11 protein-coding genes, 1 tRNA gene and 1 pseudogene are annotated in these 13393 nt (G+C 49.0%); 5 read left to right on the forward strand and 8 right to left on the reverse strand.

Translation table 11 applies throughout. From position 1 onward, the window contains the following. The first annotated feature begins 151 nt into the window (after positions 1-151). The 3 genes from EH228_RS09510 (at position 152) to EH228_RS09520 (ending at position 2728) form a co-directional block, all read left to right on the forward strand. On the forward strand, positions 152-1894 hold the full coding sequence (locus EH228_RS09510) for a protein-disulfide reductase DsbD (RefSeq protein ID WP_152321440.1): 1743 nt from the start codon (positions 152-154) through the stop codon (positions 1892-1894). 69 nt (positions 1895-1963) lie between these two features. Beyond that, complete coding sequence (gene dicD, locus EH228_RS09515) at positions 1964-2542, forward strand: division control transcriptional repressor DicD (protein WP_152321441.1); 579 nt, start codon at positions 1964-1966, stop codon at positions 2540-2542. 110 nt (positions 2543-2652) lie between these two features. Further along, positions 2653-2728: transfer RNA gene (locus EH228_RS09520), tRNA-Phe, on the forward strand. Between the two features lie 280 nt (positions 2729-3008). On the opposite strand, the gene dsdA is transcribed toward EH228_RS09520, so the two are convergent. Next, entirely contained in the window at positions 3009-4337 is a 1329-nt protein-coding gene (gene dsdA / locus EH228_RS09525; RefSeq protein ID WP_152321455.1) for a D-serine ammonia-lyase, read from the reverse strand. After that, positions 4324-5316, reverse strand: a complete 993-nt coding sequence (locus tag EH228_RS09530) for a GlxA family transcriptional regulator (protein WP_152321442.1) — start codon at positions 5314-5316, stop codon at positions 4324-4326. The genes dsdA and EH228_RS09530 overlap by 14 nt, the downstream gene beginning before the upstream one ends. Positions 5317-5455: 139 nt before the next feature. On the opposite strand from EH228_RS09530, the gene EH228_RS09535 reads away from it, so the two are divergent. Continuing rightward, entirely contained in the window at positions 5456-6112 is a 657-nt protein-coding gene (locus tag EH228_RS09535; RefSeq protein WP_152321443.1) for a cysteine hydrolase family protein, read from the forward strand. A gap of 117 nt (positions 6113-6229) precedes the next feature. Here the strand turns inward: EH228_RS09535 and EH228_RS09540 are convergent, their stop codons facing one another. From EH228_RS09540 to EH228_RS09555, 4 genes are all read right to left on the reverse strand, one after another. Next, positions 6230-7651, reverse strand: a complete 1422-nt coding sequence (locus tag EH228_RS09540) for a VasL domain-containing protein (protein ID WP_152321444.1) — start codon at positions 7649-7651, stop codon at positions 6230-6232. A gap of 33 nt (positions 7652-7684) precedes the next feature. Next, the gene (tssE, locus tag EH228_RS09545) at positions 7685-8140 is read right to left on the reverse strand and encodes a type VI secretion system baseplate subunit TssE (RefSeq protein ID WP_152321445.1); all 456 of its coding nucleotides are present in this window, start codon (positions 8138-8140) and stop codon (positions 7685-7687) included. A 198-nt stretch (positions 8141-8338) separates the two neighbouring features. Beyond that, complete coding sequence (locus EH228_RS20650; protein WP_275065357.1) at positions 8339-8527, reverse strand: type VI secretion system contractile sheath small subunit; 189 nt, start codon at positions 8525-8527, stop codon at positions 8339-8341. 623 nt (positions 8528-9150) lie between these two features. Next, positions 9151-9741: a helix-turn-helix domain-containing protein gene (locus EH228_RS09555; protein ID WP_152321446.1), complete on the reverse strand. Its 591-nt coding sequence runs from the start codon at positions 9739-9741 to the stop codon at positions 9151-9153. Between the two features lie 1282 nt (positions 9742-11023). Between EH228_RS09555 and EH228_RS09560 the strand changes: the two genes are divergently transcribed. Continuing rightward, positions 11024-11680: a response regulator transcription factor gene (locus tag EH228_RS09560; RefSeq protein WP_193323310.1), complete on the forward strand. Its 657-nt coding sequence runs from the start codon at positions 11024-11026 to the stop codon at positions 11678-11680. 402 nt (positions 11681-12082) lie between these two features. Here EH228_RS09560 and EH228_RS20485 read toward each other — a convergent pair. Together EH228_RS20485 and EH228_RS09565 are read right to left on the reverse strand one after the other, a co-directional pair. Continuing rightward, positions 12083-12515: pseudogene (locus EH228_RS20485) on the reverse strand (IS3 family transposase); the annotation flags it as partial. 23 nt (positions 12516-12538) lie between these two features. Then, on the reverse strand, positions 12539-13393 hold an 855-nt coding region (locus tag EH228_RS09565), incomplete at its 5' end, for an IS3 family transposase (RefSeq protein WP_152321448.1).

Raw genomic sequence — 13393 nt, forward strand, 5'->3', positions numbered from 1 at the left:
ATGTTACATCCTGATAAGCCTCTGTCGGCTCAGCATGATATAGTGACCGACAGAGATAAGGATGGCCTCCTGAGCTCATCCAGTGCGGTAGCGGGACGTTGTCTGTATCGCCGGTTTACTCAGTCCAACATGGAGAATGTGGTTACCTGCCATGGCTAAGTCCTTTACAACATTTATTTTCCTGCTGCTAACCGCCCTGCATTGTCTCCCTGCGGACGCGTCACTGTTCGGACAAAATAATTCCAGTCACTTCGTCACCGCCGATCAGGCGTTTGCCTTTGATTTCAACCAGCAAGCCAACCAACTTACGCTCACCTGGCAGGTGAAGCCGGGCTACTATCTCTATCGTCAGCAAATTAAGATCTCAGCACAAGGGGCGACACTGGTTGACTGGACACTGCCAGCAGGTAAACCACATGAAGATGAATTTTACGGTAAAACAGAGATTTATCCTGAGGACCTGACGCTGCCTTTAACGTTACAGCAGGCCGCTAAAGGGGCGACGCTAGCGGTCACCTGGCAGGGCTGCGCCAGCGCGGGTTTCTGTTATCCACCGGAAACCCGTACCGTGCCGCTCAATGAGGTTGCGGCAAACACCGGAAAAAATGATGGGACCGCGGCTGGCACGCAGCGTACCGCTTCAGGCGTGGCGCCAGTTCAGCGACCAGTGTCTCCTGGCGATAGCCTGCCATTCTCTCCGTTGTGGGCATTGCTGATTGGTATCGGTGTCGCTTTCACGCCGTGCGTCCTGCCGATGTATCCACTGATCTCCGGTATTATCCTTGGTGGCAATCGGCAGTATTCGCTGGTCCGCCTGTTTACACTGGCGCTGGTTTATGTGCAGGGCATGGCGTTGACCTACACACTGATGGGGGTGATTGTCGCGGCAGCCGGTTTGCGCTTTCAGGCTGCTTTACAAGCGCCAGCGGTGTTGATTGCCCTGTCAATCGTCTTTATCCTGCTGGCACTGTCGATGTTCGGCCTGTTCACCCTGCAATTGCCTTCCTCGCTGCAGACCCGCTTAACGCTGTGGAGCAACCGTCAGCAAGGTGGCTCGCTGCCGGGCGTCTTCCTGATGGGGGCGCTGGCTGGGCTCATTTGTTCCCCCTGCACCACTGCCCCCCTCAGCGCTATTCTGTTATATATCGCGCAAAGCGGAAAAATGCTGGCTGGCGCCGGCACACTGTATCTGTATGCATTGGGCATGGGACTGCCGCTGATCGCCGTGACGCTGTTCGGTAACCGTTTGCTACCGAAAAGCGGAGCGTGGATGCAAACGGTTAAGGAAGGCTTTGGTTTTGTCATCCTCGCACTTCCCGTGTTCCTGTTGGAGCGCGTCATTGGTGAGCTCTGGGGCCTGAGATTGTGGAGCCTGCTCGGCGTGGCTTTCTTTGGCTGGGCCTTTATCAGTCTGAAATCGGCCAATGGCTGGCAGCGCCTGGCGCAGATCCTGATGCTGACCGCCGCCCTGGTCGCTGCTCGCCCATTGCAGGACTGGGCTTTTGCCTCACCGACCACCGAAGCGAAACCAGCCCACCTGAACTTTGCCCGCATTAGCGGCACCGATCAACTTAACCAGGCGCTACAACAGAGCAACGGACGCATCACGATGCTCGATCTCTATGCTGACTGGTGCGTAGCCTGTAAAGAGTTCGAAAAATACACCTTCAGCCAGTCTGACGTGCAAACAGCGCTGAAAAATATTCAGTTGTTACAGGCCGATGTCACCGCAAACAATGCACAAGACAGCGAACTCCTAAAGCAGCTCCAGGTGTTGGGCCTGCCAACCATTTTATTCTTTGATGTCCACGGCAAAGAAATCCCTCAGTCCCGCGTGACCGGTTTTATGGATGCGGCCGCGTTTAAGCAGCATTTGCACAAACTGGCCAATTAAACGACACTAAAAAAGATTTTCCAGTCTGAAGGCTGGAAAAATTCATTCGGCATTCAAGAGGAGAGTCACTTGCAACGTGAACAGGTACTCGAGCATGCACTGCACGTGCTCGAGCAACAGGGCCTGGCGGCCTCCACATCGTTTGCCATGATGGCGAATGAAGCAGTCTGTCAGGAAACAGACTTACGCCGCTTCTGGCCTGATCGTGAAGCACTGTTGTATGACGCCTTGCGCTATCACAGCCAGCAAGTTGATATCTGGCGGAGTAAGCTGTTGCTGGATGAAACGCTGAACGCCGAACAGAAGCTGCTAATGCGTTACCAGGTGCTTGAAGAGTCAGTACGTAATAACCGCTATCCAGGCTGCCTGTTTATTGCCGCCTGCAGCTTTTACCCTCAACCTGACCATCCCATCCATCAGATTGCCGAACTGCAAAAACGCGCCTCCTGGCAATACACTCATGATCTTCTGAACGAACTGGATATCGAAAATCCCACTTTGGTCGCTCATCAAATGGAGTTGATCCTCGAAGGTTGCCTGAGTCGCCTGCTGGTAAAGCGTAACGTGCAGGAAGTGATCACGGCCCGCACCCTGGCTGAAGATGTTCTGAATATTGCTTTGTGCCGCAAAAATGGTGCCCTGGCCTGAATCAGTTTCACGCGATACGCATAAAAAGCAGCCATTCAGTCGTTGTTTAGCTTTTTTTTGTGACAAAGCCGTTGACGGAAGACGGCCTTTACGGTTTAATGCGCCCCGTTGCCCGGATAGCTCAGTCGGTAGAGCAGGGGATTGAAAATCCCCGTGTCCTTGGTTCGATTCCGAGTCCGGGCACCACTCATTCATAAACGGACCTCTACGGAGGTCCGTTTTGCTTTGGCTTCTCCGCCAAAATCAACGGTTCATCACTTACCGCATTCCGCCCGTCCTCCACATCAAACTGCCTGTGCGGGTACAAATGAAGGCATGGTCTGATTCGATAAAATTTATTCCCTTTTCACTTTCAGTGGGACCGCACTGTAACGCGCCTTGACGCCTTCGTTATCGCATCCTGTAGAAACATGACACGCGCGGTAAGAGTGTCACACGACAGAAGATGGCAAGATTGCCTCACGCGTCAGCGCCCTTTCGCCAGGTATTGTGCCATCTCTGACTCCGGTACCATTCCGCCCCCCGTCGCCCAGACCAGATGGGTGGCGTTATTTAGCTGTTCGGCGCTGAATCCATGCATCTGTTGATATGTCGGTGAGCTGCAGATGCGCTGAGGTCCAGCCATACCGGCCAGCGCCGATGGTTCCAGGCGAATGCCTTCTTCCTGCGCCAGCCAACCCAGCATGTCATACATGTTCTGGTCATCGAGTGTATATATCCCATCCAACAGACGTTCCATGGCTCGCCCTACAAAACCAGAGGCTCGCCCCACCGCCAGGCCATCAGCAGCTGTTTGATTATCAAGACCAATATCCTGCACCGATATTCCATCGTGCAGACCAGTATAAACACCCAACAGCATGCACGGAGAATGCGTTGGCTCGGCGAAAAAGCAATGGACATCATCACCAAACGCCAGCTTCAGACCAAAAGCCACGCCCCCAGGACCGCCGCCAACGCCGCACGGTAGATAAACAAACAACGGATGATGGTCATCCACCACGTGCCCTTGTTGCATAAACTGTGCTTTCAGACGCTGTCCAGCCACCGTATACCCCAGAAATAGCGTGCGGGAGTTTTCATCATCAATGAAGAAGCAATGCGGATCGGACTCCGCAGCCTTACGCCCTTGCGCAACGGCTACACCGTAATCCTCTTCATATTCCACCACCGTCACACCGTGGCGGCGCAGTTTGTCTTTTTTCCATGCCCGGGCGTCGGCAGACATATGCACCGTAACCTTAAAACCGAGTGCGGCGCTGATGATACCAATCGACAACCCCAGGTTACCGGTCGAGCCCACCGCGATCCGGTACTGGCTAAAGAACCGCCTGAATTCCGGAGAAAGCAGCACGCTGTAATCCGCATCTGTCGTCAACAGGCCTGCTTCCAGTGCCAGTTTTTCCGCATGCGTCAGCACTTCATAAACACCGCCACGGGCTTTGATCGAACCGGAAATTGGCAAATGGCTGTCTTTTTTCAGCAGAAGATCGCCACTGATGTTACACCCGTACTCTTTTTCCAGCCGTTTTTGCATTGCCGGTATCGCGACTAGCTCAGATTCGATAATCCCCCCGGTTCCGGCGGTTTCCAAAAATGCTTTTTCCAGGTAGGGCGCAAAACGGGTCAGGCGGGCATGAGCTGCTTTTACGTCCCTCGCGGTCAAACCGACATACGGTAACCCTTCCGCAAGTGAGGTGGTGCCTGGGTTAAACCAGGTCGTTTCTTTGAGAGCAGACAGATCCGCTATTAAAGGATGTCGGGCAATAAGTGAAGTCATTTTAACCTGTTCCATCATGCCGGGCGCCCACATCAGCAAACGACGTACGGTAAGCGCTGGGCGAAGTATGATACGCCCGAGCAAAATGCTGACGCAGTGACACCGCGCTACCGAACCCTGATAGCCGCGCAACTTCTTCCACCGCCAGGTTTGAGCTCTCCAACATACGTTGCGCGTAAGCCAGCCGCTGTTCGATAAGCCACCGGCCAACGGTGGTACCGGTCAGTTGACGAAAACGTCGCGTGAAATTACGTCGACTCATCGCGGCATGCCTGGCCAGCGAATCAAGCGTATACGGCCCGCTCGGCTCAGCCGCCAACTGGTGCAATAAATCTGACAACCGATCGCCTCCCGGCGCGTTATGCAATGGTTGTTCGATGTATTGCGCCTGTCCCCCCTGCCGGTGTGGCGCCACCACCAGACGACGAGCGATACGGTTAGCGGCTTCCGCTCCATGCCACTGGCGAACCAGATGCAGACAACAATCCAGGCCTGCCGCTGTGCCAGCAGACGTCACGATACGTCCATCATCGGCATCTTGATACAACACATCCGGCATAAGTTTGACGCGCGGATAGCGCTGAGAAAACACCCTGGTCGCGCTCCAGTGCGTGGTTGCCTTGTGGCCGTCGAGAATACCCGCTTCAGCCAGAACAAATGCCCCCAGGCACAGGCCAACCACCGTGGCTCCGCGCTCATAGGCAGCCTGCACCGCGGCCACGATAGCATCGGGCGGGCGTTCCTGCGGATCGCGCCACGATGGCACAATCAATACATTGGCCGACGAGGCGTCTTCCAGTGTCAGACTCGTCTGCACGGCAAAACCAGCGGAGGTTCGCAACGTGCCCCCTTGACCAGGATCAACCGCACAGATCTGCAGATTGCAGGAAGGTAATCCCTCCTGGCTACGATGGTCAAATACCAGACACGGCACGGAAAGATGGAACGGGCTGATGTTATTAAAAGCCAGAACCGCTATTTCCCTGGGTTTCACAGGTTACCTCCGACACAATTTGGCCCAATGTCATCGATGGATTTCCTTTGGGCCACTATCAAGACTGGGGGCTACGGGAGAAGATAGCACTCAATAATTCACACAACGCCCACGGCAAAACAACCAGAGGAATTTTATCATGGCCGCAAACACTCTCCCTACGCGCGCGCTGATCGTTATTGATGTACAAAACGAATACCTGACCGGTAACCTGCCCATTGAATATCCGGCCCCCCAACACACCCTCGCTAATATCAGCATCGCGATGGATACAGCCCGCGTTGCAGGCATACCGGTGATCGTCGTGCAACAAACCTCACCAGCCACCTCACCGTTGTTTGCTATCGGCTCTGCGGGCTGGCAGTTGCATCCAGTGGTAGCATCGCGCCCACATGACCTCTATCTGCGTAAGGTACAACCGAGTGCCTATTCGGAAAACGATCTGGCGCAATGGCTCAATGTACGTGGTATCAATACGCTTACCGTGGTTGGCTACATGACGCATAACTGTAATGCTTCCACCATCAATCATGCGTTGCATAATGGTACCTCGGTGGAATTTTTGCATGATGCATCGGGTTCATTGTCGTACCATAACCAGGCTGGCTACGCCAGTGCGGAGGAAATCCATCGCGTATTTAGCGTAGTGTTACAGTCACGCTTCGCTGCTGTCCTCTCAACTCAGGAATGGGTTCACCTGGTGAAAAGTGGATCAAGGGCAATACTCGACAACATTTACCACTCCAGCCTGCGGGCGCGTGGCCTGCTACAGGATGAAGTAACACATCGGAGGTAGCGTGTCCCTGCCCACTATCGCCAGCCTGGCTGAAGTGACGAACGGATTACTGACCGCACCAACGGCCCTCACGGTTTTGACAATATCTTATCCCTGCGTAAATCCGCAGGGAAATCATCAAGGCGTGGCAGGCTGTTCTCCCTGAGTCTGCAGAGAAAAACCAACCATCAGTTGTTTCAGATGCAGTTCCGTCTGCGCTCGCAGCGCGGCGGATGCCGGACTCTTCGCGGGCTGTGCGGCCAACAGCCGTAATTGTTCCTCTGCTGGCACCGTCCGGCTCAAAGCCTGGGTGATGGAAAACACTTGTGACTTGAGTTCACTGACCGTCATGTATTTCCCTTTTTGTCCATCCAGTCCGTCAAGACGGCTGGCCAGTTTTTGCAATTGCTGCATACCCTGCTGCCAGCCATCCAGACTGTCGGGGGACGGTGCAGTTGCCGCCAGTTTCTGCTGCCACTGCTGCGTAAGAGCGGCCGTTTCCGGCCGCTGCGGCCAGAGAACCTGAGCCTGACGGACCAGCCCGTTTCCGTAGTCCCAGGGCCAGATAGGGGACAAAGAGGAAAGTTGCTCCAACTGCTGCTGAGCCTGAGCAAACCACGCCAGATCAGCATTCGCAGTAGTCTGTCGCAACGATTTCAGCGTATCGACCGATAAAGCGGTCGGTACTGGCGCCACGCTCGCCATCAGTACATTCTGGTCTGGATTGTCCATCAGTCGGTACATACCCCACAGTATCCCTCCCCCCACCATCAAAGCCGTCATCACGCCAGCTACAAACGGTTTCCAGAGACTTCTGGGCCGGGGCTGCTCTACCATGACCCTCGGCGCCTCCACAGGCGATACCACATTGAGCTGGGGTTCAGGTGCGGGCTGTTGTACCACATTGAGCTGGGGTTCAGGTACGGGCTGTACCACCCAGCGCCACCGAAGCGATACATCCTCGGTATTTCCTGCTGATATCTTATCCGTCGCAGTGGCCTCAACAGATACAGTGGAAAATTCTCCAATTTCACTGCCGCTTTTTTCCAGACGAACAGCAGCCGAGTGAAGCAACTGATGCAGAATGTCAAGCCCTGCCTGGTGCTGCAGCTCCAGTCGCTGCAGAGCCTCACCGATCGACGTAAGATATTTTCCTGCCTGGTACAGAGCGCTCAAATCAGGGTAAACCAGCGTCATAGCACGTAATTGCTGCAACAGACGTTTACTCAGCGAACTCAGGATCTCAACACGCGCATGCACTGGCTGTGGCCATACAGTTCCCCACTGCAGGGTTATCAACGCATCCAGGATAGACAACCCTTCATTCAATCCTGTTAGTCCGGCAATATGGCTACGAATCAGGGTGTACCAGGCAGCCGTCTGAAGCTCGATACCGTTATGTTCAAACTGGCTGATGCACAGTTTTTCAGCATGATGCCAGTCCACATCCGGACGCGCCGGATGTGTCAGTTTCTTCAGTTCATCACGCAAAAGGAGATAATCAGTAAAGGTACGCGGATCTCCACCGATTTTGAGATGGCGCTCGGGTGTCTGTATCATGATAATGATTAACCGAATAATAAAAAATGACCGTTATACCGCCGCCTGGGAATTCAGATACTGTTGTTGCTTCAGATGCCGCAGCAGTATCTTGCCCTCCGGCATAAATTCAGTCCCATAACGCACCAAACCAAGACCATTCAGTTCTGCATCAATGGCATAGCGCAGCTCACCAGGTTGAGTCTGTTCGAGCAGCACTACCTCAATCCTCTTCAAACGGGGTTCATATTTCAACAAAACGGCTGACAGCGTGCTCATCAGTTGATGTGCTGTTCCCGGCATCCCTTGCAGGATTTTACTCATATCCGGCAGACCGTAATCTGGCAGGTGCGCCAGGGCCCCGGCACGGCAATTGAGAATACGCTGCATGTTATCCAGCACCGACAGGATAACCTGATTTTCCTCGCTGACTTGATGCAAGTCGAGGCCACCGGTGAAGTTGCCGTACAGCATTTCATATAAAGAAGGTGTGTTATGTCCCTGTGACATCAATCAATCCTTAATGGGTCTTAACGGGGTTCAGGGGCGAGATTTGACGGGCAATCTGCGCAAGCAAGTATGAAATATTTCACATCACGAAAGGTGAAATGAACATTTTCCTCACCGCTACCACCAACCCGTGTATTTTTCACTGAGAGATTTACGGTTGGAGAAAATTCTGGCAATACACTGTTGACGTTATTTTTATTAGTGATTGATTTTTTTACGTTCAGATAAACATTGCGACTCTTCATCATTACTGGCATTACTGGCCCCTCCCGTCACTAATAATCTCAACAGTAGTTCAGACATCTTCTGCGCCTGACCAGTATGCAGCCCCAACTTCACATTAACATGAACATTTGGACGTTCATTCTTGAAGCTGTTTGCACTCATAGTTCCCTCTTTATTATCACTGTGTGATAGTTTTCCAAACTACATTTTTTCGCGCGGTGCGTGATAATAGGTCAGGAGATAAGCAAAAATCAACTGTACAAATAATTTATCCATATTTAATAATGATCAGGAACATTCTCTCACTTTGATACCCAAAAAAAACCACATGTTATAGTTCACCCCACTAAGAAAAATCCCCCTTTCTCAGGGAGAGATACTACTCATATGGTGATTATCAGTAATATTACGTATAAATAAAACTTTATTGATATACATCAATAAAATACATGTACATGACGATATATAAAGTACAACTTGGGACAGAGATTGAATCATCTGGCGCGATGATCATCATCAAATTCGGGCAGGTACTGCCAGGAAGATGGCGAGGCGGGCACAAAACTGGCAACAACGGGATATTGCCATGCGCGATCTCGAACGGGAAAGACAGGCAGCATAAATTAACCAAGGGTAACAAATTCATTGGCACTTACCGAGTACCTACCACCTCAAAAAGTTCAAATTTACTAATATAAATGAACATTTTTACCTTATCTATCTATCCCCAACCTCTTGTCTATGTTATACCAGTCAATAACTGAGTATTATTGACTGGTAAAAATTTATTCAAATCTGCCTCTGTCCAGAGAAATTTCGCTGTTCTCTTTCATCTCTTTCAATACACGACTTATTGAACTTTTAGAGAGATCAGAGCTATTTTCAATTAAATACATGACTGAAAACCTTTTTTTCAGATGTTCTGGGATTTTCTGCCAACGATGCACTAATGATCTTACTTCATCAGCTGAGGTACATTTGTTCATGGATATGTAGCTCATCAGATCAGTGTATTGATACGACATCACTTCCATGACATCATCAATAATATTTTTATCTTTTACAAAACGCCAGAAAAAATCATAGTCAATGTGACTTATTTTCCCATAGTCCACTCGTTCCAGATACAGAGGTATGTCTTCAATTGTAGGCATAAATCCGATCACGCAAGGTGCGGATACAATGGCCAAAATTTTATTCCCTTCTTTAACCTTAAGACAATAATCCCCTTCAAGGAGCAGATACACCACACGTTGCTCCTTCTTGCAGAATTTGTATCTTCTCTTCCCCCTGGATATTTCATCTGGTTCAGATTTTTCTGCATAAGGTAATAGTAAATTAATTATCTTTTCATTAGTTTCAAGGAAGCTAGACATATATAATCCAAATATATTAAATGTATATTAATCAATAAGAAAACTCACGTCTTTGAGTTTAATTGAACTCTCCAGACCGACATATTATTGTTAGGCCACTGATGCCCACCCACCGAGATACCCTCTAAATAATATCCAATGAGAGTTTGCATCCAGACATGGAACAAGGAATGAGCAGCTTTGCCCATAGGTGAGCGAGGTGAAAGATTGCCCCAAACCATTCGTAACTCATTAACAGATAAATACTTTTATCTCTTCCCTGATCAGATGCCTTCATTTCGGCCTCCCAATATTTCACTTGTAATAGGTTATAACGACATGCTTTCTGTTTTTCTTAAAAAAATTAATGTTTTTTTGGTGAAGATGGCACTGAAAAGACGCCAGTTAACATTCTCTTTCCCTTAGTTTCTCATCAAGAAAAGGGTGAAACATCAACAGATTCCCCCTTAGTATGCCATTTATTACCAGGGTTGACTCTTTCCCAAAAAAAATTCACACGTTCATTTTACACTGATTGTTATTTAGTTTAGATGAGAGCAGGATGAAATTAGTGAGAGGAATTAATATGTTAGGATGTGATTCAATCATTAATGTTAATAAAAAATAGAATCATGCAATTTATTAAAAAAAGCACAAAACTCCCAATAATTCCAATAAAGAACTTTAATTCTGCACAGTTAGATTAATTTAATAGGAATTACTGACGCCTTCACCAGGCTAAGTTGTCAGATTTCAATGTGAATAGTCACAGAATATATGTGATCATTCCTGATGATATGGCAACTTCCAGACATCACGTTACCTACGCATCTCAATTCAGGGGCTCTTTAAAAGTAAACGAGCAGAACAATAATTTTTAGTCAGTACAGCGAAAAATTCATTGTGTAACTCATCCTTATGTTGGATATAAAAGCACTATAAACATCAATATAAAAACAACAAAAAACAAACAATTATACCAAAAATAATGTATTGGGGAAGTAAAAATAACCGGGCAAAAAAAACCAACAATACTAATATCAAACTAAAAATCGAAATTAAACATTAAAATAATAGCGTCATACAATGTAAATAACTATTTAGATGCACATGTACAGCATATAATTAAATGATATGATTCATATGATGATCATATGATAATATTACCAAGAGAAGATTCAGATAAAAGAATACACTTCACACACAAAGGAACAATTCCACTTCAGGAAGATTGTTTTTAGGAAAATACAAGTTACTTCAAGAAAGTCAGGTTGTTTTTACAGATAACAAAATGGAGAAACCAATGAAAAATAACAAAAAATCCGCCAATGCCGTTATTTATTATAATTTTAACATGTTCAATAATGAGATATGTGAATATTTAAGAAACAGAATAAAGACAGAGATCATCTCGGTAAAAACTTGTGCAGACTACCTGGAACTATGTAACGATGTAAAAAAAGGAAACATTGATCTCATTTTCACTGAATACAACTTCATGTACAAAAATTGTGATTCAGGTGAACAGCAAAAATTAAAAAACCTTTGCCAGAAAAACAACGTTAAGACATTGATTTTAATGCAAAATACAAATCTATCTTTGATCAAAAAAGTGATAAAACAAAAATACAACGCACTGGTCAGTATTAATGACAACATTGATGAAGTTTTAAGAGCCATTTCCCATTTATTTTCTGATTCAGAGAAACAATTCATCTCTAAAACCCTCAGTGAAGTGGTTAATGATAAGCTCAAAAATCAAGGAAAAATAGAGCTAACATCCAAGGAGTGGGAAGTCATTTTCCTCATAGCCCAGGGCCATTCTCTCTCCGATATCGCCACAAAAAAGAACCGGGCTATCAGTACAATAGCCACCCAAAAACAGAATGCGATGAAAAAGCTGGATATTAAAAACAATACTGAATTATTAAAATATGCTTATCTGAATGGCATTATATAACACAATGAAAAAATCAAATAAAAATGCCAGTTTTTTGTACCTCCCTCAGGGAGATTCCATAATCTATAGTAAGCCATCATCACTCAGGTATAGAGTCAAGATGTTACCACCTCAGTCGATGCAGACAACCTGATTTTCCCGTACCGGGTTCAACATCACCATATAACTGCTTACCCGTTTCTTATTGTCCTTTCCCGGTATTCCAGATAAACACCCCGAGTTGTACGATATAATGTCTGAATACCCCCTATCAGATCCTTTCGGCTGCCCGTTTCGTGTCCGAGTTCTCCCTAACCCGTGCTCAGGATGGACACTTTCTGTGCACTCCGGTACAGTTCGTCCCGTGGTTGCAGCAGATTTATATCATCCCCCCTCCTCATGTCACTCAGCCGGCGTCACATAACGTATCCCGCCATAACGCTGTTTTGCCGATGATAAAGCCGTGCTAACAGCGGTATCGCAATGCGGGCAAAATTTGTTGCTGCTCATTCATCACCTGACGGCGGTTGCGCCAAACATACCCGCTGCTGCGGGCCACCTTCAGCACCCGACACATCGCTTTGATGCTGAATTCAGTCGGGTATTGTTCAATAAAGACAGTCTTCATTTCAGGCGCTTCGCGAAGTATATCGAGGCCTTTGGGAGGTTGGCCAGTTCCTCATCCCGTTCAGTCCGTTGCCGTTTGAGTCGTATAATCTCAGTAGCCTGAGACTGTTCACGATCAGAGACGGAGGAGGACTACTGATTTTTACTGCGCCGGTTGTATTAACTGCGATTCATACCGGTTGGGCTCGCGGGCCACAGCAGCGACACCAACGCGTCCGGTAAGTGTCAAGGTTGTTGTCACCCCTTGCTGATTTAGGCCGCCTGTTTTTCCCGCTCCGGATTTAATGTCACAGAGCCTGCCGGCTGCCAGTTTCTTGTCCTTCCTGACCAGCGTTCCGGATGGACCGAACGGGCCGACCGGTATACTTCATTGCGCTTCCTCAGTATTTCCCTGTCTTCACCACGGTGTCGCTGCGCCGGCGTTACATAACGGATACCGCTGTGCCGGTGTTCCCCGTTATACCACCGGGTAAATCTCTCCACCCACACCCGCGCTTCTTCCAGCGTTACGAACCCAGATGACGGCCAGTCCGGCACATATTTCAACGTCCTGAACAGCGACTCCACATACGCATTATCATTACTCACCCGCGGACGGCTGTGAGACGGAGTTATCGCTAACTCATGAAGCTTCATTTGCAGCGTTTGTGATTTCATCGCCGCCCCGTTATCCGCATGCAGTACTGGCGGGGTGCGCCAGCATCCTTCCCTGAGTACCGTGCGCTGTATCAGGGCTGCCGCCTGCTCACCACTTTCTGCTTCATGCACTTCACAGCCCACGATTTTACGGCTGAACAGGTCTTCCACCAGATACAGGTAAAACCAGCGTCCCTTCACCGTTGACGGCAGCCACGTGATGTCCCACGTCCACACATGATTCGGCTCCGTCGCTTTCCAGGTGGTGGCCGGCCGGGCTTTCTCTCCCGTCCGCTGCCGTCCCCGTCGATGCGCTTCTCCATGCCGCCGCAGCACCCGGTAAAACGAGGACTCGCTCGCCAGATATCTCCCCTCATCCGCCAGTCGCGGCACGATTTGCGACGGCGGCAGGCTGGCATATGCCGGCTGATGGCACACCGCCAGTATCTGCTGCTCTTCCTCTGCCGATTT

This window comes from Erwinia endophytica, from assembly GCF_009295515.1.
Taxonomy (GTDB): Bacteria; Pseudomonadota; Gammaproteobacteria; order Enterobacterales; family Enterobacteriaceae; genus Erwinia; species Erwinia endophytica.

What these genes read in the sequence shown, in the direction of transcription:
- tssE (WP_152321445.1), bottom strand. Translation starts at nt 8,140, where the DNA reads ATGTCACAGGGACATAACACACCTTCTTTATATGAAATGCTGTACGGC.
- EH228_RS09535 (WP_152321443.1), top strand. Translation starts at nt 5,456, where the DNA reads ATGGCCGCAAACACTCTCCCTACGCGCGCGCTGATCGTTATTGATGTA.
- EH228_RS09560 (WP_193323310.1), top strand. Translation starts at nt 11,024, where the DNA reads ATGAAAAATAACAAAAAATCCGCCAATGCCGTTATTTATTATAATTTT.
- EH228_RS09540 (WP_152321444.1), bottom strand. Translation starts at nt 7,651, where the DNA reads ATGATACAGACACCCGAGCGCCATCTCAAAATCGGTGGAGATCCGCGT.
- EH228_RS09510 (WP_152321440.1), top strand. Translation starts at nt 152, where the DNA reads ATGGCTAAGTCCTTTACAACATTTATTTTCCTGCTGCTAACCGCCCTG.
- dsdA (WP_152321455.1), bottom strand. Translation starts at nt 4,337, where the DNA reads ATGGAACAGGTTAAAATGACTTCACTTATTGCCCGACATCCTTTAATA.
- EH228_RS09555 (WP_152321446.1), bottom strand. Translation starts at nt 9,741, where the DNA reads ATGTCTAGCTTCCTTGAAACTAATGAAAAGATAATTAATTTACTATTA.
- EH228_RS20650 (WP_275065357.1), bottom strand. Translation starts at nt 8,527, where the DNA reads ATGAGTGCAAACAGCTTCAAGAATGAACGTCCAAATGTTCATGTTAAT.